The following is a 19679-nucleotide window of genomic DNA, read 5'->3' on the forward strand; positions in this document are numbered from 1 at the left end:
TCAGACCTCATTGCTGGCGGCCGGACGCGGCCGCGTGGTGCGCTTCTCGATCAGCTTGGCATAGGCCGCGCCCTGGATGACGCGATCAACATAGATGCCGGGCGTATGGACATGATCGGGATCGAAGCTGCCGACGGGCACGATCTCCTCCACTTCCGCCACAGTCACTTTGCCGGCGGTCGCCATCACCGGGTTGAAGTTGCGCGCCGTCTTCCGATAGAGCAGGTTGCCTTCCGTATCAGCCTTCCAGGCCTTGACGATGGACAGGTCGGACCGCAGCCAGGTCTCACGCACATAGCGCTTGCCCTCGAACTCCTCCACCGGCTTTCCTTCCGACACGACAGTGCCGACACCGGTGGCGGTGTAGAAGGCGGGGATGCCGGCACCACCAGCGCGGATGCGTTCGGCCAGCGTGCCCTGCGGGTTCAGTTCCAGTTCCAGTTGGCCGGAGATGTAAAGCTGTTCGAACAGCTTGTTCTCTCCCACATAAGAACTGATCATCTTCTTGATCTGGCCATTATTCAGCAATTGCCAGAGGCCGAAACCATCAGCACCGCAATTATTGGAAATGATGGTCAGTCCCTTGACGCCGGCCTCTTTGATGGCGGGGATCAGGTTTTCCGGGTTGCCGGACAGGCCGAAGCCGCCCGACATGATGGTCATGCCGTCAAACAGCAGACCGTCCAGCGCCGACCTGGCGTCGGAATAAATCTTGCCAGCCATTTCTATAGGTTCCTGTTTCGGATGAGGTGCCGGGGCCAATCAGTGCAGCGGCAGGCCCACATAATTTTCCGCCAGCGATTGCTGCGCCGCGTGGGAGCCGCGGAGATAACCAAGCTCGGCAATCTGCATGCGGCGGCCAAAGGCATCCGTTTCCGGGAAACGATGCATCAGGCTGGTGAACCACCAGGAGAAGCGTTCGGCTTTCCAGACCCGGGCCAGGGCGCGGGCCGAATAGGCAACGATCCCGGCGCTGTTGCCCCGGTAATGATCGGCCAGCCCCTCGGCCAGATAGGCAACGTCCGTGGCGGCGAGGTTAAGCCCCTTGGCCCCGGTGGGCGGCACGATATGGGCGGCGTCGCCGGCCAGGAACAGGTTGCCATGGCGCATCGGTTCGGCCACGAAGCTGCGCAGGGGGGCGATGGACTTTTCAATCGACGGACCGCGCGTAACGCGCGGGGCCACCTCGCCGCCCAGGCGCAGGCACAGCTCGTCCCAGAACCGGTCATCCGACCAATCTTCCACCCTCTCGGTATTCGCCACCTGCACATAATAGCGTGAGCGGCTGGGCGAGCGCATGGAGGCCAGCGCGAAACCGCGTTCATGGCTGGCATAGATCAGTTCATGATCGCAGGGCGGCACATCGGCCAGAACGCCCAGCCAGCCGAACGGATAGACCCGTTCGAAGGTGCGCAGGACATCGGCCGGGATACTGGCCCGTGCCACGCCGTGGAACCCGTCGCAGCCGGCGATGAAGTCGCATTCCAAGGCCTTGTCCATGCCCTGATGCCGGAATGTCACGCGGGGCCGCGCGCTGGCGATGTCGTGGAGGGCGACATTCTCCGCTTCGAACAGAAGCGGGATGTCGCGGCGGATGGCGGCATCGATCAGGTCGCGGGTCACCTCCGTCTGGCCATAGACCATGACGGATTTGCCGGTCAGCGCCTTCATGTCGATGCGGGTATTGTCGCCGTCGGTGGACAGCGCGAACCCTTCATGCGGCAGCCCTTCCCGGTCCATGCGGTCATCCACGCCGACCTGACGCAGGAGATCGACCGTCACCTGTTCCAGGATGCCGGCACGGATGCGGCTTTCGACATAGGCACGGTCACGCCGCTCCAGGATCACGCATTCCACGCCCGACTTGTACAAAAGATGGGCCAGAAGCAATCCGGCGGGTCCGGCACCGATGATGGCGACCTGTGTGCGCATCACCAAACTCCTCCCATGGAATATATTGGTTTCCCCGTGTGCTGCGTGGTTCAGATCTGTCCCTCTGAACCGGGCACACTCTCGCTGTTGGGATGATGATAGCCTGGGCGAACCATTGGCACAGGAGACGCATCCGTGAAAAAATTGGATTTTTCATCGCCCCCTTGTCATCCTGCGTGACATGAGCCGGAAAGCCAGCAATCCCGTGCCTCGCTTCTTCCTATACGGAGAGGCGGAGGCGAAGACGGATGAACATTTCATCCATGCCGAAACACTGGAACGCCGCAGCCAGCCCAGCGGCTGGCAGATCCGGCCGCATGCCCATGCCGACCTGAACCACATGTTCGTCATCGCCACGGGCGGGGGGGAGTTGCTGGCCGGCGGGGAGCGGGAGGCGTTCACGGCCCCCTGCCTGCTGCTGATCCCCGCCGGGGAGGTGCATGGCTTCATCTGGCATGCCGACAGCCAGGGCCATGTGGTCACCTTCGTGGAGCCGATGCTGCGCGGGCTGGCGCGCCGGGAACCGGGTCTGGGGGCGTTGTTCACGCGGCCATCCTGCGTGCCACTGGGGCGCGACGGGGCCGATTGCCTGCGACTGGCCGCTTTGCTGGAAGCGGAGATGGGCGGCGGTGGCGTCGGCCGGTCGCTGCTGGTGGAAGCCGCCCTGACGGCGCTGCTGGTCCATGCCTGGCGCATCGCCAGGCTGACGGCCGGCGGCGGCGGTGCCGCGCGGGGACCACGGACCGCCCTGGTCACCCGCTATCGTGACCTGATCGAGGCGCATTATCGCGAAGGCTGGGGCGTGGCCCGCTTTGCCGACGAACTGGGGGTGACACCGGGCCGGCTGCGCGCGGCCTGCATGGCCGTGACGGGGCATCCGCCCATCGATCTTCTGCATGACCGGCTGCTGGCGGAGGCAAAGCGTACCCTGCTCTACAGTGACCTGGGCGTGGCGGAGGTGGCCTTTGCACTGGGCTTTGGCGATCCCGCTTATTTCAACCGCTTCTTCACAAGCCGCGTTGGCTGCTCCCCAGGCCGGTTCCGGCAGGGGGCGGCGGGGTAATGCCGCCCCCCTGTTCCCCCGCCCGCCCCGGCGCGCCTCAGTTCGGTGCGTCAGTGTAACGCCCCCGGATGGTCATGATGGCCGCCGCGACCCCGGCCGACAGGGCGACGGGCACCATCGCCATGGCCACACCGGCCGGCCCCCAGCCCTGCCCCAGCAGGTGACCGGCCACCAGCGGCCCGCCGATCGAGCCCAGCCGGCCGACGGCGATGGCCGCCCCCGTGGCCAGACCCCGTACCGACACGGGATAATAAAGCGGCATCACGCCATAGAGTGAATATTGCGCGCCCAGCAGGAAGAAACCCGCCAATCCGGCCAGCAGCAGCACCGGCCCCAGGCTTTCGGCACCAGCCAGGCCGAACATGGCCAGGGCCAGGCAGGGATAGGCGGCGATGATGGGAATGCGCGGCCCCAGCCGGTCGACCAGGATGCCGATGCCCCAGGCCCCGACGACCGAACCGGCATTGAAGGCAAAGGCGGCACCCGCCCCGCCCGTGCCGCCCAGCCCCTTGGCCGCCACCAGCGAGGGAAGCCAGTTCAGCAGCAGATAGAGCACCAGCAGCGTCAAGCCGAAGGTGAACCAGCCCAGCAGCGTGATCAACGCCCGGCCACCGCCGAACAAGGCCTGTGCGGCGCCCGGCCGCTCCCCCACCGCAGCGGCGGGGGCCCGGCTGTCGGGCATCAGGCGCGCCATGGCCGGCAGCAGCAGCAGCGGCAGTACGCCCCCGACCACGAAGATCGATTGCCAGCCATGACTTTCCAATAGGCCGGCGGCGAACAGGGCAGCCAGGGCACCCCCCGCCGGCATCCCGGAGAACATTAAGGTGATGGTGCGGGTCCGGCGCTCGGGCGCGGCGATTTCCAGGGCGACGGCCACCAGGCTGGGCATCGCCGCCCCCATGCCTGCACCCGCCAGGAACCGGTAGAAGCCAAGCGTCACCGGGCCGGTCGCCACCACCGTGGCCAGCGTGAAGAGGCCGAAGATGGCGACGCAGGCCATCAGCAGCCCCTTGCGGCCCATGCGGTCGGCCAGCCAGCCACCCGTCACCGCGCCGCAGACCAGCCCGGCCATGCCGGCACCGAACACCACGCCGGCCTGTCCGGGCGTCAATCCCAATTGGGGCAGCAGATAAGGAGCTGCCACGCCGATGGCCTGGATGTCGAACCCTTCCAGAAGGGCGATGAAAAAGCAAAGCAGCAAGGTGATGCCGCCCCGCGGCACTTGCCGGGCCGATGCGCCCATTGAATAACCTCCCGTCTTGCGCCCCGTTCATCGGGGCTTACGCAATTCATGGCACGATAGACATTCTTGTTATAAAACATAATCATTAAATTGGACATCGGTTTACGGAGGTGATCTAACAGGCTGTCGGCACGATGCTTTCGCATAAGCGAAACATAGAACTGCACAATCCCGCGCGGGTGCGCCGGGGCCGATCTGCCCGCAACACCTGCCATCCGCGCATCGAAGCGCTTGCAGAGTTCGGGAATATGTTATATCTCATAACTAATAAACGGTCACAGGCAGCAAACCGGGAGGAAATGGCGCATGAGCATTGATCTGGATGCCCCCCTGTTCATCGGCGGAACGGAACGGGCGGCCGGTGATGGCCGCACCTTTGAACGGCGCAACCCGCTGACGGGTGAAGTTGCCAGCCGCGCCGCAGCCGGCGGCGTGGCCGATGCAAACGACGCCGCCGATGCCGCGGCAGCCGCCTTCCCGTCATGGTCGGAAACCGGCCCCAACGCCCGCCGCGCCCTGCTGCTGAAGGCGGCGGATGCGCTGGTGGCGCGCATGCCGGACTTCATCGCCGCCATGGCGGCGGAAACGGGGGCCACATCCGGCTGGGCCGGGTTCAATGTGACACTGGCCGCCTCCATGCTGCGCGAGGCCGCGTCGCTGACCACACAGATCAACGGGGAGGTGATCCCGTCGGACAAGCCGGGCTGCATCGCCATGGCGGTCCGCCAGCCCGTCGGCGTCATTCTGGGCATCGCGCCCTGGAATGCGCCCGTCATCCTGGGCGTGCGGGCCGTGGCCACGGCGCTGGCCTGCGGCAATGCCGTCATCCTGAAGGCATCGGAACTGTGCCCGCGCACACACGCGCTGATCGGATCGGCGCTGGCCGATGCCGGCTTCCCGGCCGGGGTGGTCAATGTCGTGACGAACGCGCCGGAAGATGCAGGAAACATCGTCGGCGCCCTGATCGACCATCCCGCCGTGCGCCGCATCAATTTCACCGGCTCCACCCGCGTCGGCCGCATCATCGCCGAGCGGGCCGGCCGCAACCTGAAGCCCGTGCTGCTGGAACTGGGCGGCAAGGCGCCCTTCATCGTGCTGGACGACGCCGACCTGGACGAGGCGGTGAAGGCGGCATCCTTCGGCGCCTTCTTCAATTCCGGCCAGATATGCATGTCCACCGAGCGCATCGTGGTGGACAGCACGGTTGCCGACGATTTCGTGGCGAAATTCGCGGCCAAGGCCGCCACGCTGGTGGCCGGCGACCCGCGGGAAGGCAAGACGCCGCTGGGATCGGTCGTCGATCCGCAGGCCGTGACCAGCGTGCAGGCCCTGATCGATGATGCCGTCGCCAAGGGCGCCAGATTGTACCAGCCCACCCCCACCCGCGGCACGTTGATGTCCGCCGCCATCCTTGACCATGTCACCCCCGACATGCGGATCTATGGCGAGGAGAGCTTCGGCCCCGTCACCACCATTGTCCGCGTCGATGGCGAGGACGCGGCCATACGCACGGCCAACGACACCGAATACGGCCTGTCATCGGCCATCTTCACCCGCGATGCCGCCCGCGGCCTGCGCCTGGCCCGGCGCATCCAGTCCGGCATCTGCCATGTCAACGGTGCCACCGTGCATGACGAGGCGCAGATGCCGTTCGGCGGCGTCAAGGACAGCGGCTATGGCCGGTTCGGCGGCAGGGCCGGCATCGACGCCTTCACCGAACTGCGCTGGATCACGCTGGAAACAAAGCCCGGCCATTTCCCGATTTGACCCTTTCTTTCAGGAACAAGAACATGACGACCGATACCGTTGCATTCGATGTCGCCGATGGCATCGCCTGGGTCCGCTTCAACCGGCCGGACAAGCGCAATTGCATGAGCCCGACCCTGAACCGCCGCATGATGGAGGTTCTGGACGAGCTGGAATTCCGCGACGATGTCGGTGTCCTGGTCCTGTCGGGGGAAGGGTCCGCCTGGTCCGCGGGCATGGACCTGAAGGAATATTTCCGCGAAACCGAGGAGAAGGGCCTGGGCGCCACACGCCAGGCCCAGCGCGAGGCCTATGGCTGGTGGCGCCGCCTGCGCTGGTACCAGAAGCCGACCATCGCCATGGTCAATGGCTGGTGCTTCGGCGGCGGTTACGGCCCGCTTTATTCCTGTGATCTGGCCATCGCGGCGGAAGAGGCGAAGTTCGGCCTGTCGGAGATCAACTGGGGCATCCTGCCGGGCGGCGGGGCCACCAAGGTGGTCGTCGACCTGCTGCCCCTGCGCGATGCCATGTACCATGCGCTGACGGGCGAGATGATCGATGGCCGCAAGGCTGCCGAATGGCGCCTGGTGAACGAGGCCGTGCCCCTGGACCGGTTGCAAGCCCGCGTGACAGAGATCGCCAGGGTGCTGCTGGAAAAGAACCCGGTGGCCCTGAAGGCTGCCAAGGATGCCGTGCGCCGCGTGAAGGAAATGACCTACGACAATGCCGAGGATTATCTGGTCCGCGCGCAGGAGGCGGCCAATTCCTACGACAATGACGGGCGCAAGGAAGGCATCCGGCAATTCATCGACGACAAGACGTACAAGCCCGGCCTGGGCGCCTATAACAGGGGGTGAGCGGTCCCCGGCGCCCCCACGCAGAACCACCGGGAAGGACAGGCGGGGCGGCGGCTGCGCCCTTGCCCTTCCCGGACAGTCTGCCGCCATCCGCCGTCTTTTGAGGAAAGCCCGACGCGAATGAACGCGCCCTTCCCCTTCCTGCCGGCCCCGGACCCGCTGGCCTTCCAGGCCGGGGCACAGCCGGACAAGATCGCCCTGGCCGACCTCACCAGCGGCAGACGCTACAGCTATGCAGAGCTGGACCGCGCGGTGAACCGCTGCGCCACCTGGCTGGCCGGACGTCTGGGCAATGCCATTGTGGGCCAGCGCATCGCCGTACTGGGCCGCAATGACGCGGCCATGCCGATCCTGCATCTGGCGGCGGCACGGTCGGGCGCCATCTTCGTTCCCCTGAACTGGCGCCTGACGGTGCCGGAACTGGCCTTCCAGGTGGCCGATGCGGACCCCGCGCTTCTGCTGGCACAAGAAGAGTTCCTGGACACGGCAAAGGCCGCCGCCGACGGCCGGGAGCGCACGGCGGTGCTGCCGCTGGCAGCGGCGGAGGCGGCATGGCTGACGATGCAAGACACCCGCCCGCCCGCCCAGCCTGCCGACCGGCCCAGCACGCTGCTTTACACTTCCGGCACATCGGGGCGGCCGAAGGGCGCCTTGCTGACGGAAAGCAACCTGTTCTTCACGACCGTGAATTTCAGCCTGATGAACCATGTGACGGCGGCATCCGTGCTGTTGTGCGACATGCCGCTGTTCCATGTCGTCGGGCTGGTCACCATGGTGCGCACGCCGCTGACCCAGGGGGGCACGCTGCTGCTGTCGCGCGGGTTCGATCCCGCGCTGACCATGGCGAGGCTGGCCGATCCGGCCCTGGGCATCACCCACTACATGTGCGTGCCGCAAATGGCGCAGACGCTGCGCCAGCACCCCGGTTACGATCCCGCGCCGCTGCGCCGGATGACGGCCCTGTGTACAGGCGGCGCCCCCATGCCCGCCGCCCTGATCGGGCGTTTCAGCGAGGAGCAGATCACCATCGCCGACGGCTATGGGATGAGCGAGGCGGGAACCGTGCTGGGCATGCCGGTCGGTGACCGGGCGCGCATCCTGGCCAAGGCCGGCTCGGCCGGCCTGCCCGGCCCGACCCTACGGCTGCGGCTGGTCGATGATGACGGGCAGGATGTACCGGACGGCGCGGTCGGCGAGTTGTGGATCAGCGGCCCCAACCTGTCCCCCGGCTATTGGAACCGGCCGGAACTGCCGACGCTGGCCGAGCAGGGTGGCTGGCTGCGCACCGGCGATGCCGCGCGGCGCGACGGCGACGGTTTCTACTATCTGGTGGATCGCAAGAAGGACATGTTCATTTCCGGCGGGGAAAACGTCTATCCCGCGGAGGTGGAGGCGGCCATCCTGGAACTGCCCGCCATCGCGGAAGCGGCCGTCATCGGCATGCCCGATCCGCGCTGGGGCGAGGTGGGCTGGGCCTATATCGTGCCGGCTGCGGGTCAGGTCGTCACGGAACAGCAGATCATGGCCCATCTGGATGGCCGTATCGCCCGCTACAAACGGCCGCAGCGCGTGGTGATCACCGACGGTCTGCCGCGCACCGGATCGGGCAAGGTGCAAAAACACCTGCTGCGCCAACAGGCCGCGTCAGATTGACGGTATCCTTCACATAACGAAATGCGACATAACGAAATACTCGAAGTCCGGGGAACAAGGCGATAGTTTGCGCCTGCGGATGAAAAACAGGCGGAGCGCGCGGCATGGACGAACAGGAACGGGGCGGGATCGATCTTTCCGCCTTGCAATCATCAGTCGGCTATCGGTTGCGGCGGGTGCAGATCGCAGCCTTCACGCTGTTCACGCAGTTCATGTCGGAATTTGACATCAGGCCGACGCAGTTCGCCATCATGACCGTGATCCGCGACAATCCCGGCCTCAGCCAGTCCCAGGTCAGCGATGCGCTGGGGCTGAAGCGTGCCAACCTCGTGCCGCTGCTGGACGGGCTGGAAGGGCGCGGGCTGCTGGTCCGCTCCCCCTCCCCCGCCGACCGGCGGTCCTATTGCCTGCACCTGACCGACCACGGGCAGGAACAGATGCGCGCCATCCAGACACGCCACGACGCCTATGAGCAGGAACTGACATCCTCGCTGGGCCCGGCGGGCCGCGTGGCGCTGCTGGCCCTGCTGGACGGTTTCCATTTCACCGGCGACAGCGACGGCGATACGGGTTGAGACGCGCCGCCCAGGCGGCACTGCGAACAATCACCAGATCACCCCCCGGGGCGGCATGACGCCTGTGGACTCGCGCTCCGACAAGCTGTATACAGCTTTCCAAGACAAGAAACAAAGCGATAGGGAGAGTGACGATGGGTGGGACCTTCCCCCTGAACGCCTGGTATGTCGCCGCTTATGACGTGGAAGTCGGGCGCAGCCTTATGGCCCGGACCATCTGCGAGAAACACGTCGTTTTGTACCGAAAACTGGACGGAACACCCGTGGCGCTGGCCGATTCGTGCTGGCATCGCCTGCTACCCCTGTCGCTGGGCAGCCTGGAGGGCGACCAAGTGGTCTGCGGCTATCACGGCCTGACCTATGATGATACGGGCCGATGTGTATACATGCCGTCGCAACACACCATCAACCCGTCCGCCTGCGTGAAATCCTATCCGCTGGTGGAACGTCACCGCTTCCTGTGGATATGGCCTGGCGACCCAGCCCTGGCCGATCCGGCGTTGATCCCCGATATCCATTGGAACAACGATCCGGCCTGGGCCGCCGACGGCAAGGTCATCCATGTCCGGTGCGACTATCGGCTGGTCCTGGACAACCTGATGGACCTGACGCATGAAACCTTCGTGCATAACGGGTCCATCGGCAACCGGGCCGTCGCGGAGGCACCGTTCACCGCGACGCATTCCGACGATACGGCCACCATCACCCGCTGGATGATCGATATCGAGGCGCCGCCCTTCTGGGCCGCCCAGCTTGGCCGCAAAGACCATGTGGACCGCTGGCAGATCATCAATTTCACGGCCCCTTCCACCATCATCATCGAGGTGGGCATCGCCCCCACGGGCACGGGCGCGCCGGAAGGTGACCGCAGCCAGGGGGTGGATGGCCGCGTCATCAACTGCCTGACACCGGAAAGCAATGGCACCTGCCATTACTTCTGGGCCTTTTCCCGCAATTTCGACATCCACAACCAGGCCCGCACCCACCAGATCCGCGAAGGGGTTGCCCGCATCTTTCGCGAGGATGAGCAGATCCTGGAAGCCCAGCAGAAGGCCATCGATGCCAATCCCGGCCATGTCTTCTACAATCTGAATATCGATGCCGGATCGATGTGGGCCCGCCGCCTGATCGATCGCATGATGGAACGCGAGCAGCGCCCCGCCCTGGCGGCGGAATAGGAGCATCGGGGACCAGGGTCGGAGAAAGGCAGCGCCATGAGCTACAACAAGGACGCCGCGCAGACCGTGCGTGCCCTGGCCGGTATCCGCGACCTGATCCTGTGTGGTGCCGTGGCGCCGGGGGAAAGGCTGTCGGAGCCGGTGCTGGCCGAACGGCTTGGCATCTCCCGCACCCCCATCCGCGCCGCGCTGGCCCGGCTGGAACAGGAAGGGCTGCTGGAACGGGTGCCGGCCGGCGGCCATATGCCCCGGCGCTTCACCCTGGCCGAGGCCATCGACGCCATCGAGCTGCGCGGCGTGCTGGAAGGCACGGCCGCACGGCTGGCGGCCGAACGCGGCGTGGAGCCCCGGCGCATGCTGGCCATCAACCGCGTGCTGGACGGCATCGACGCGCTGATGCAGCCCGACCCGGCCAACCCGCCGCTGGAGGATTATGTCGCGCTGAACGCCCAGTTCCACGACCTGCTGTCCGGCCTTTCGGGCAGCGAGACGATCGAACGCGAGATCGAGCGCATCACCCGCCTGCCATTCGCCTCGCCCAGCGCCTTTCTGGAGAAACCGGGCGCGGCCGTGGTGCCCCATTCGCTGGCCCTGGCCCAGGCCCAGCACCGCGCCATAGTGGAGGCCATCGGCCTGCGCGAGGGCGCCCGGGCCGAAGCCGTGGCCCGCGAACATGCGCGGCTGGCCCGGCGTAACCTGGAACAGGTCATGGAACGCGGCAGCGAAGCGCGCCACCGCTTTCCGGCGCTGGCCCTGGTCGGCGGCTGACAAATCCCTTCTGGAGGAACAGGATGAAGAACGAAGCCGTCTGGCTGGACGCCACCGTCACGCGCGCCGAGGATATCGCCACGGGCGTGCGGCGGATCGAATTCGCCGCCGCTACCCCGCTGCCCGCCTTCGATCCCGGATCGCATATTGCCATCCGCGTGGCGATTGCCGGCGGGCACGCCATCCGAACCTATAGCTGCCTGCCGGATGCCGCGCCGGGCCATGTCGCCGTGGCCGTCAAGCTGCATCCCCACAGCCGCGGCGGATCGCGCTTCATGTTCACCCTGTCCACCGGCGACGCGGTGCGCATCACAACGCCGGAGAACCGGTTCGAACTGTCCTGGCGGACGCCGGATTATCTGCTGCTGGCCGGCGGCATCGGCATCACGCCGATCTATGGCATGGCGCTGGCCCTGGCGGCCCGCGGTGCGCACCTGCGGCTGGCCTATGGCGGGCCGGGCCTGGATGCCATGCCTTTCCAGGCCCCGCTGCGCGCGGCCCTGGGTGACCGCCTGTCGCTTTACCCGCAGGACCAGGGACAGATGATCGATCTGGGACGGGAGATCGCGGCCCTGCCGCCGGCAGGGGAGCTTTACATCTGCGGCCCGCTGCCCATGCTGGACGCGGCCCGCCAGGCCTGGGCGGCGGCCGGGCGGGCGCCCGGCCGGCTGCGCTATGAAGTGTTCGGCGATACCGGGCGGTTCGGGGAGGTGCCGTTCAGCGTGCGCGTCGCCGGCTATGACCGGACGGTGACGGTGGCGTCGGACCGGTCGATGCTGGATGCGCTGGCCGATGCCGGCATCCATGCCCTGTCCGATTGCCGGCGGGGCGAATGCGGCCTGTGCGTGGTCGACGTGCTGGACCATGATGGCGATATCGACCATCGCGACGTCTTCCTGTCGGACGCGGAAAAACAGCGGGGCGACAGGATGTGCGCCTGTGTCTCCCGCATCGCGGGCGGGCGGGCCACCATCGATACCGGCTATCGCCCCAAGGCCGGCTGACCGGCCCCGGCAATCGCCGCCGCCTCGGCCTGGGCCGTCCGGGCCACACGGCGCAACTGCCAGGCGCCGGCCAGTGCCGCCAGCGGCACCAGCAGCAGCGCCAGGCGCAGGCTGCCGGCCCCCACCAGGGGACGCAGCAGGTCGCTGCCATAGCCCACCAGCATGGGGGCCGGCACGCTGGCCCCCAGCGCCACCGCCAGCAGCATCAGCGCCGTCGCCATGGCCCGCATATTGGCCGGCGCCTTCATCTGCAGAACGGCCAGCACCAGCGGCGCATTGGTCACCAGCAGCGCATAGCCCAGGATGAACAGGGCGGCGAAGGTGACAAAATCATCGGCCAGCAGCGACAGCCCGAAGCAGACGCCCGACAGCGCCAGCAGCAGGGCCACGGCCTTCAGCGGCACCCAGATGCCCCGGCGGCCGAAATGGTCGGTACCCAGGCCGGACAGGATCATGCTGGCCCCGCTCAGCCCGGCGATGCCCAGCCCGATGACGCGGCCGACCTCCGCGCTGCCCAGCCCGAAGCTGCGCACCGCATAGGCCGGCGCCCAGGCCAGCACCGCGAAGACGCAGAAATTGCAGAAGATGGCGGCCACCACCGTCTGCCGGAACAGGGGAATGCGCCAGAGATGCCCCATGGTGCGCAGCATGGACAGCGAGGGCGGTGGGGCGGCGCCGGCTGCGTCCCGCGCGCCGCGCACCGGTTCCCGCACCGTCAGGACAAGCATCACGGCCAGCAGCACGCCCGGCACCCCGGCCGCCAGGAAGGTGGCGCGCCAGCCCAGCCATTCGTTCAGCCAGCCGCCCAGCGCGAAGCTGATCAGGATGCCCAGGGTGGAACCCGATGACAGGATCGCCATGGCCGTCGCCCGGCGGGCCGGTGGAAAATAATCGCCGATCAGGGAGATGGAGGCCGGAGTCGACCCCGCCTCCGCCACCGAAACACCGATGCGGGTCATGGCCAGTTCCAGCAGGTTGCCCGCCCGGCCGCCCAGCGCCGTCATCACGCTCCACACCGTCAGGCAGACGCCCAGGAAGCGCACACGGTTGATCCGGTCGGCCACATAGGCCATGGGAATGCCCAGCACCGCATAGAAGAAGGCGATGGCCGGACCGGCCAGCAGGCCCATCTGCCCGTCGCTGAGCCCCAGGTCGCGCTTCACATCCTCCGCCAGGATGCCCAGGATCTGGCGGTCGGCCATGTTCATCACATAGACCGCATAGAGCATCCCCAGCACATACCAGGAATAGCGCGACACCCGCGCGGCGGCGGTTCCGTCGGTCTGCATCTTCTGTCCATTCATCCAGCGGAAGGGAGGAGGCCGGGTCCGGCGAGGCCCCGTCAGGGCAGCAGCAGCACCTTCGACGGTGTGCGGCCATGACACAGGCGCAGCGCCGCATCGGCCTGGGCCAGGGGAAAACGGTGGGTGATCAGCGGGGCCAAGGCCGACGGCGCCGCGGCCAGCGCCGACAGCACCACCCCCCAGGCCGATGGCGGGATGCGGGAGGCACCCCGGATTTCCAGCCGGTATTTCACCAGCCGCATGATGTCGACCGTCGCCGGCCGTTCCGGCATGCCGGCCGCCACCAGCACCCCGCGCGACCGCAAAAGCGCCAGACCCTGATCGATGGCCGCCCCCACGCCCGCCGCCTCCACGGCCAGATCGAAACCGTCACCGGCCAGCCGGGCCAGTTCCGCATCGGCGCCGTCGCATGCCCGGTCGACGCAATGCTGGAACCCCATCCCGCGCAGCACCTCCAGGCGCGGCCCGTCATCCTGGCCGACGATGGCCACCTGTGCCGCGCCCAGATGACGGGCCAGTGCCGCCACGCCCTGCCCGATGGGACCGGGCCCCAGCACGACGACGCGCATGCCCGGCCGGAAGCCGCCGACCGACAGCGCATGCGCCCCGACCGACAGCGGCTCGGCCAGCGCGCCCAGTTCCACGGGCACATTATCGGGCAGGTCATAGCAATAATCGGCCGGCGCCAGCAGGAAGGGCGCAAAGGCCCCGTCGCGGACCAACCCGACAGGCTGGCGCGCCGCACAGCCGACGGGGTCGCCGGCCCGGCAGGGGCCGCAGGCACCACAGGCCACGGCCGGATTGACCACGACGGTCCGGCCGACCCGTCCCGCGTCGACGCCATCCCCCACCGAAACGATGTGGCCCACCGTCTCATGCCCCAGCGTCACGGGCAGCACCGATGCCATGAAGCCGGCATAGGATGGCGTCCAGCGATCGATGGCCAGGTCCGTGCCGCAGATGCCGGTGGCGGCGACACGGATGCGCACCTGTCCCGGCCCCGGTTCCGGCGGCGGCGGCAGATCGACCAGGGCCAGTCCCTGCCCCGCTTCCGTCTTGCGCAATGCCAACATGTCCAACGTCCCCCCGGCTCCGGGTCTGTGCCCGTTTCTCACGACCTGAACCCCGATGGTACGTGACCGGGGCCGGCCATTCAGGCGATTTCGTGGAATGGCGGCGCCGGAAAACTCATGCACCCCGCGCCTTTCCCCATTGTCGCTTCATGTTATGGATATCAGATCACATTCCATGATATAGACCAAGCAGGAAGGACAGGGTGGACATGCCGATCCGCAGGATTCAGAACATCTATGTGGTGGCCCATGATATGGAGCGGATGGCCGGCTTCTATGGCCAGGCGCTGGGGGCCGTGCTGAAGTTCCGCGACGGGGACGCCTGGACGCAGTTCGGCCTGGGCGGGGGCAATTTCGCGCTGGCCAGCCCGGCAGAGGCCGGGGCCGGCGACAAGGGCGCCACCGTGACCTTCGAGGCAGATGACCCCGACGCCGTGGCCGCCGCGGTGGAGCAGGCCGGCGGGCGCATCCTGGACCGGCGTAACATGGGCGGCCATGGCCGCACCGTCACCTGTGCCGACCCCGAAGGCAATGTGTTCCAGCTTTTCGCGCGCGCGGCAACGGGCGGGGCAGCAGCGGGCGGGGCAGCAGCGGGCGGGGCGGATATTGGCGCCGGGACCACGGTAGGATAGGCTCTGCCGCGAAACAGGCCCGGCCATGCCGTCGGGCCTTACCGGTGCCAGGCAACAGGAAACCTCATTGACGCAACATGCCGATCCTTCCGACCGGGGCCAGAACAAGGCCACGGCCCGCACCCTGCAGGTCCTTTCCTGCTTTGCGGCCGATGCGCCCGGCTATGGCGTGACGGAACTGTCACAACTGCTCGGCATGACCAAGAACATGATCTACCGGGCGCTGACCACGCTGGTGGATCAGGGCTATCTGGTGCGCGACGCCTCTGGCGCGCGCTATCAGCTTGGCTTCCGCGTGCTGGAACTGCAAAGCCGCACGGCGCTGGAACCGGATTTCCGCAGCCTGTGCGCCCCCTATGTGCAGAAAATCCACGCCCTGACCGGGGAAACGGTCAGCCTGATGGTGCGGGGCCTGGATTATGCCGTCTTCATCGACGGCATTGAAACCAAGCGGCCCGGCACATGGCGAATGGAGATCGGGGGCCTGCGCCCCCTGCACGTGCCCGCATCGGGCCGGGTGATGCTGGCATCCTGCACTGACCGGGAGATAGAGGAATATATCGCCCGCCACAGCCCGCTGACCATCCCCCCGTCCAACCGGGCCATGACGGCCGAACAGCTTTGGGCCGATATCCGGGCCATCCGCCGTCAGGGCTATGCCATGGTCCGGCGGGAAGGGCCGCTGCCCATGCTGGCCATGGGCTTTCCCATCGTGGATGCGGAAAACCGGCTGCACGGCGTCCTGTCGGTCGGCGGCCCCGTGGAGCGGATGGAAGGCGAACTGCAAAGGCTGCTGCCCGAACTGCGACGCCTGATCGACGAGTTGTGCAGCCGCACCCGGCTCTATGCCGCAGACGCGGCGCATGTGGAGATCAATTGATGCCCGCCCCGTCCAGCCGTGCCGTCATCAATTCATCGGCCTCCCACGTGTTCGAGGTGCTGCGTTTCGTGGCGGAGGCCGAGGAGCCGATGGGCGTGACAGAGATCAGCCGTCTGATGGCGCTGCCCGCCTCCACCGTCTATCGCGCGCTGGTGACGCTGGAGGAAGCGGGCTATCTCAGCCGCTACCAGAACACGCCGCGATATGAAGTCGGCCAGATGCCGCAATTGCTGAACCGGGCGCTGTTCAACCGGTTCCACCTGCACAAGGCCAGCCGGCCCGTGCTGCGCACGCTGGCCCATGCGATCGGGGAAACCGTGTCGCTGTCCGTGCGGCTGGGATGGTTCGGACTGCGCATCGGCGGGGCCTATGGCAGCAACGACATCTATCACCGCGACCGGCTGGGCGAGGCGGTCCTGCTGCATGACGGGCTGGCAGCACCCGCCATCCTGGCCGGCCTGCCGGCAGAGGAAAGGGCGGGTTACCGGCGGTTCGTCACGGCGCATTATCCGGACCGGGTTCCAGCGGATGGCTGGGACGCGCTGGAAAGCCGGCTGGCCGCCGCCGTGGCGGATGGCTTCGTGGCACAGCCCATCGCGCTGGCCCCCGGCTTCCAGGCGGCCGCATTGCCCATCCGGGCGGGCGACGGTATCGCGCTGGCCGCGATCACGGCCAACGGGCCCGTGCTGCGCCCCGGGGAACTGGCCCTGCCGGCGGCCCTGCTGGCCGCCCGCGACCAGCTTGAAGCCATGGTCCGGGCCGAACCGGACCTTTACCGGTCACCCTTCCAGCATATCGCGGCGGACGATATCCGGCTGCACCTGCCCTGATCGACCAGGAAAACCGGTCCCGCAGATACGTGACCGGTTATGCAACATCCACATCAATCCGCGGCAAAGCTGACGCGGACCGATCCCAGGCCACCGATCGACGCCTCGTACCGCTCGCCAGGCTTGGCCGGAACCATGGCACCCAGCGCACCGGACAGGACCACGTCGCCCGGTCCCAGCGGATAGCCGACGGCGGCCATCCGCTCGGCCAGCCAGATCAGCGCGTTCAGCGGGTTGCCCAGGCAGGCCGCACCAACGCCCAGCGAAACCGGGTCGCCATTGCGTTCCATGACCATGCCGCACAGGCGCAGGTCGAACCGGTCGATCGGCACGGGCGTGGTACCCAGCACGAACAGACCGGAAGAAGCGTTGTCGGCGATGGTGTCGACGATGCCGATATCCCAGCCGGCGATACGGCTGTCGACGATTTCCAGCGCCGGCAGGGCGAAGTCGATGGCCTTCACGACATCGGGCAGCAGCAGCTTTTCACGGTCCAGCGGCTGTTTCAGGACGAAGGCCACCTCCGCCTCGATCCGGGGCTGCAGCAGCGTGCCGGCCGGCACGCTGCCACCGTCCAGGATGGCCATGTCATCGAACAGCATGCCGTAATCGGGCTGGTCGACGCCAAGCTGCTTCTGCACCGCAACGGAGGTCAGGCCGATCTTGCGGCCGACCAGCCGCCGACCCTGTTCCAGCCAATGCGCCGTGTTCAGCGACTGGATGCGATAGGCCGTATCCAGGTCCGCTTCCGGCAATTCATGGCGCAGCGGCGCCACGGGGCCCTGGCGATAGGCGTTGCGCAGGCGGGCGGCCATGTCGGCCAGCACCACTTCCTTCCGATCGTCCCGTTCAGACATTCCCTGTTTCCTTCCCCAATCACGCGGCCTTGCCGGCGCCGGCCTTCAGCAGGTCCAGCGCCACATCGACGATCATGTCCTCCTGCCCGCCGACCATCTTGCGGCGGCCCAGTTCCACCAGGATGGCACGGGTGTCGATGCCATATTCCTGCGATGCCTTTTCCGCATGGCGCAGGAAGCTGGAATAGACGCCGGCATAGCCCAGCGCCAGCGTTTCCCGGTCCACGCGCACGGGACGATCCTGCAAGGGGCGCACCAGATCCTCTGCCGCGTCCATCAGGGCGTTCACGTCGCAGCCATGGTTCCAGCCCTTGCGGTCGGCCGCCGCGATGAACACCTCCAGCGGGGCGTTGCCGGCACCTGCGCCCATGCCCGTCAGGCTGGCATCGATGCGCACGGCCCCTTCCTGGGCCGCCACGATGGAATTGGCCACGCCCAGCGACAGGTTGTGATGGGCGTGGATGCCGCGCTGCGTCTCCGGCTTCAGCACCCGATCATAGGCCCGCAGCCGGTCGCGCACGCCATCCATGTCCAGCGCCCCGCCGCTGTCGGTGACATAGACGCACTGCGCGCCATAGCTTTCCATCAGCCTGGCCTGCTCCGCCAGCCGTTCCGGCTCGATCATGTGGCTCATCATCAGGAAGCCGGACACGTCCATGCCCAGATCGCGGGCAATGCCGATATGCTGCTTGGAGACGTCGGCTTCGGTGCAATGCGTGGCCACCCGCACCGACCGCACGCCCAGTTCATAGGCACGGCGCAGTTCATCGGCGGTGCCGACGCCCGGCAGGATCAGCGTGGTCAGGACGGCGCGGGACAGGACGGATGCCACGGCCTCCAGCCATTCCCAGTCCGTATGGGCGCCGAAGCCATAGTTGAAGCTGGCGCCGGACAGGCCGTCGCCGTGCGCCACCTCGATCGCGTCCACGCCGGCACGGTCCAGCGCGCTGGCGATGGCCTTCACATGGTCCAGCCCGTACATGTGGCGGATGGCGTGCATGCCGTCACGCAACGTCACATCCTGGATATAAAGCTTGTCGCTGGCGGGGTTGAAGCCGGTCATGCCGCGTTCCTCCCGGCGGCGATGCGCTGGGCCAGCATATCGCCCGTGGCCTTGGCCGCCGCCGTCATGATGTCGAGATTGCCGGAATATGTCGCCAGATAATCGCCGGCCCCTTCCACCTCCAGGAAGATGGAAGTCTTGATGCCGGTAAATTCACCCTGGCCGGGGATCTTCAGGCGGTTATTGTCGCCGAACCGCTCGAACTGCACCTCCTGCTTCAGGCGGTAGCCCGGAACATAGGCCTGCACCTTGGCCACCATGGCATGCACGGCGGCGCGAATGGCATCCTCGTCGGCACCCTCGGACAGGGTGAAGACGGTGTCGCGCATGATCATCGGCGGCTCGGCCGGATTCAGGATGATGATGGCCTTGCCGCGGGTGGCACCGCCCACCTTCTCGATGGCGCTTGCGGTCGTGCGCGTGAATTCATCGATATTGGCGCGCGTGCCCGGACCGGCAGAGCGGGAGGCGACCGACGCGATGATCTCGGCATAATGAACCTTGGCCACGCTGGAAACGGCCGCGACCATGGGGATGGTCGCCTGGCCGCCGCAGGTCACCATGTTCATGTTGCCCTGGTTCAGGTGCGCATCCAGGTTCACCGGCGGCACCACGAACGGGCCGATGGCGGCCGGCGTCAGGTCGATGACCTTCTTGCCGTCGGCGCGCAGGGCCGCGTCATGCAGCTTGTGCGCATAGGCCGACGTGGCGTCGAACACGATGTCGATGTCGGGATAGCAGGGCATGGCCCGCAGCCCGTCCAGCCCCTCATGCGTCGTTGCCACGCCGCGCTCGCGCGCCAGGGCCAGCCCTTCGGAAGCGGCATCGATGCCCACCACGGCCGCCAGTTCCATGTTCCGGGGATATTTCACCATCTTGATCATCAGGTCGGTGCCGATATTCCCCGACCCGATGATCGCGGCCTTCACCTTGCCCACGCCATCCTCCCTCGCTGCCTCAGGCGGGAACGCCGTTCCGCCACGCCGGACGATAGGCGGCAGAGCGGCGGCGGGCAAATTTC

19 protein-coding genes are annotated in these 19679 nt (G+C 67.2%); 11 read left to right on the forward strand and 8 right to left on the reverse strand.

Annotation, left to right across the window (positions count from 1 at the left end):
* A complete protein-coding gene (locus tag ACM9LZ_RS09275) occupies positions 1 to 723 on the reverse strand; it encodes a CoA transferase subunit A (RefSeq protein WP_416619110.1) in 723 nt (240 codons plus the stop codon).
* Between the two features lie 39 nt (positions 724 to 762).
* Positions 763 to 1932, reverse strand: coding sequence for a 4-hydroxybenzoate 3-monooxygenase (pobA, locus tag ACM9LZ_RS09280; protein WP_416619111.1), 1170 nt, complete (start codon positions 1930 to 1932; stop codon positions 763 to 765).
* A gap of 205 nt (positions 1933 to 2137) precedes the next feature.
* On the opposite strand from pobA, the gene ACM9LZ_RS09285 reads away from it, so the two are divergent.
* Positions 2138 to 2995, forward strand: a complete 858-nt coding sequence (locus ACM9LZ_RS09285) for a helix-turn-helix domain-containing protein (RefSeq protein ID WP_416619112.1) — start codon at positions 2138 to 2140, stop codon at positions 2993 to 2995.
* Between the two features lie 37 nt (positions 2996 to 3032).
* Here ACM9LZ_RS09285 and ACM9LZ_RS09290 read toward each other — a convergent pair whose 3' ends face one another.
* Positions 3033 to 4238, reverse strand: a complete 1206-nt coding sequence (locus ACM9LZ_RS09290; protein ID WP_416619113.1) for an MFS transporter — start codon at positions 4236 to 4238, stop codon at positions 3033 to 3035.
* A gap of 306 nt (positions 4239 to 4544) precedes the next feature.
* Here ACM9LZ_RS09290 and ACM9LZ_RS09295 point away from each other — a divergent pair, with 306 nt between their 5' ends.
* From ACM9LZ_RS09295 to ACM9LZ_RS09325, 7 genes are all read left to right on the forward strand, one after another.
* Positions 4545 to 6005, forward strand: a complete 1461-nt coding sequence (locus ACM9LZ_RS09295; protein ID WP_416619114.1) for an aldehyde dehydrogenase — start codon at positions 4545 to 4547, stop codon at positions 6003 to 6005.
* Between the two features lie 23 nt (positions 6006 to 6028).
* Positions 6029 to 6841 carry a p-hydroxycinnamoyl CoA hydratase/lyase gene (locus ACM9LZ_RS09300; RefSeq protein WP_416619115.1) on the forward strand — a complete coding sequence of 271 codons (813 nt, stop codon included), beginning with the start codon at positions 6029 to 6031 and terminating at the stop codon, positions 6839 to 6841.
* A gap of 120 nt (positions 6842 to 6961) precedes the next feature.
* Positions 6962 to 8494: an AMP-binding protein gene (locus ACM9LZ_RS09305; protein WP_416619116.1), complete on the forward strand. Its 1533-nt coding sequence runs from the start codon at positions 6962 to 6964 to the stop codon at positions 8492 to 8494.
* A 104-nt stretch (positions 8495 to 8598) separates the two neighbouring features.
* Positions 8599 to 9069, forward strand: coding sequence for a MarR family winged helix-turn-helix transcriptional regulator (locus ACM9LZ_RS09310; protein ID WP_416619117.1), 471 nt, complete (start codon positions 8599 to 8601; stop codon positions 9067 to 9069).
* Positions 9070 to 9203: 134 nt separating this feature from the next.
* Positions 9204 to 10247: an aromatic ring-hydroxylating dioxygenase subunit alpha gene (locus ACM9LZ_RS09315; protein ID WP_416619118.1), complete on the forward strand. Its 1044-nt coding sequence runs from the start codon at positions 9204 to 9206 to the stop codon at positions 10245 to 10247.
* Positions 10248 to 10283: 36 nt separating this feature from the next.
* Complete coding sequence (locus tag ACM9LZ_RS09320; protein WP_416619119.1) at positions 10284 to 11015, forward strand: GntR family transcriptional regulator; 732 nt, start codon at positions 10284 to 10286, stop codon at positions 11013 to 11015.
* Positions 11016 to 11038: 23 nt separating this feature from the next.
* The gene (locus ACM9LZ_RS09325) at positions 11039 to 12019 is read left to right on the forward strand and encodes a PDR/VanB family oxidoreductase (RefSeq protein ID WP_416619120.1); all 981 of its coding nucleotides are present in this window, start codon (positions 11039 to 11041) and stop codon (positions 12017 to 12019) included.
* Here ACM9LZ_RS09325 and ACM9LZ_RS09330 read toward each other — a convergent pair.
* Both ACM9LZ_RS09330 and ACM9LZ_RS09335 read right to left on the reverse strand, forming a co-directional pair.
* Complete coding sequence (locus ACM9LZ_RS09330) at positions 11998 to 13308, reverse strand: MFS transporter (protein ID WP_416619121.1); 1311 nt, start codon at positions 13306 to 13308, stop codon at positions 11998 to 12000. The genes ACM9LZ_RS09325 and ACM9LZ_RS09330 overlap by 22 nt on opposite strands.
* 53 nt (positions 13309 to 13361) lie before the next feature.
* Positions 13362 to 14396 carry a zinc-dependent alcohol dehydrogenase gene (locus ACM9LZ_RS09335; protein WP_416619122.1) on the reverse strand — a complete coding sequence of 345 codons (1035 nt, stop codon included), beginning with the start codon at positions 14394 to 14396 and terminating at the stop codon, positions 13362 to 13364.
* A 209-nt stretch (positions 14397 to 14605) separates the two neighbouring features.
* Between ACM9LZ_RS09335 and ACM9LZ_RS09340 the strand changes: the two genes are divergently transcribed.
* The 3 genes from ACM9LZ_RS09340 (at position 14606) to ACM9LZ_RS09350 (ending at position 16738) form a co-directional block, all read left to right on the forward strand.
* A complete protein-coding gene (locus tag ACM9LZ_RS09340; protein ID WP_416619123.1) occupies positions 14606 to 15028 on the forward strand; it encodes a VOC family protein in 423 nt (140 codons plus the stop codon).
* A gap of 67 nt (positions 15029 to 15095) precedes the next feature.
* A complete protein-coding gene (locus tag ACM9LZ_RS09345) occupies positions 15096 to 15908 on the forward strand; it encodes an IclR family transcriptional regulator (RefSeq protein ID WP_416619124.1) in 813 nt (270 codons plus the stop codon).
* On the forward strand, positions 15908 to 16738 hold the full coding sequence (locus ACM9LZ_RS09350) for an IclR family transcriptional regulator (RefSeq protein ID WP_416619125.1): 831 nt from the start codon (positions 15908 to 15910) through the stop codon (positions 16736 to 16738). Before ACM9LZ_RS09345 ends, ACM9LZ_RS09350 begins: the two co-directional genes overlap by 1 nt.
* 53 nt (positions 16739 to 16791) lie before the next feature.
* Here ACM9LZ_RS09350 and ACM9LZ_RS09355 read toward each other — a convergent pair whose 3' ends face one another.
* The 3 genes from ACM9LZ_RS09355 to ACM9LZ_RS09365 are packed head-to-tail and all read right to left on the reverse strand — an operon-like array spanning position 16792 to position 19596.
* Entirely contained in the window at positions 16792 to 17595 is an 804-nt protein-coding gene (locus ACM9LZ_RS09355; RefSeq protein WP_416619126.1) for a 2-keto-4-pentenoate hydratase, read from the reverse strand.
* Between the two features lie 19 nt (positions 17596 to 17614).
* Complete coding sequence (gene dmpG / locus ACM9LZ_RS09360; RefSeq protein ID WP_416619127.1) at positions 17615 to 18658, reverse strand: 4-hydroxy-2-oxovalerate aldolase; 1044 nt, start codon at positions 18656 to 18658, stop codon at positions 17615 to 17617.
* The gene (locus ACM9LZ_RS09365; protein ID WP_416619128.1) at positions 18655 to 19596 is read right to left on the reverse strand and encodes an acetaldehyde dehydrogenase (acetylating); all 942 of its coding nucleotides are present in this window, start codon (positions 19594 to 19596) and stop codon (positions 18655 to 18657) included. The genes dmpG and ACM9LZ_RS09365 overlap by 4 nt, the downstream gene beginning before the upstream one ends.
* Between the last annotated feature and the right edge of the window lie 83 nt (positions 19597 to 19679).

Source organism: Niveispirillum fermenti (assembly GCF_048066175.1).
GTDB classification, from domain to species: Bacteria; Pseudomonadota; Alphaproteobacteria; order Azospirillales; family Azospirillaceae; genus Niveispirillum; species Niveispirillum fermenti.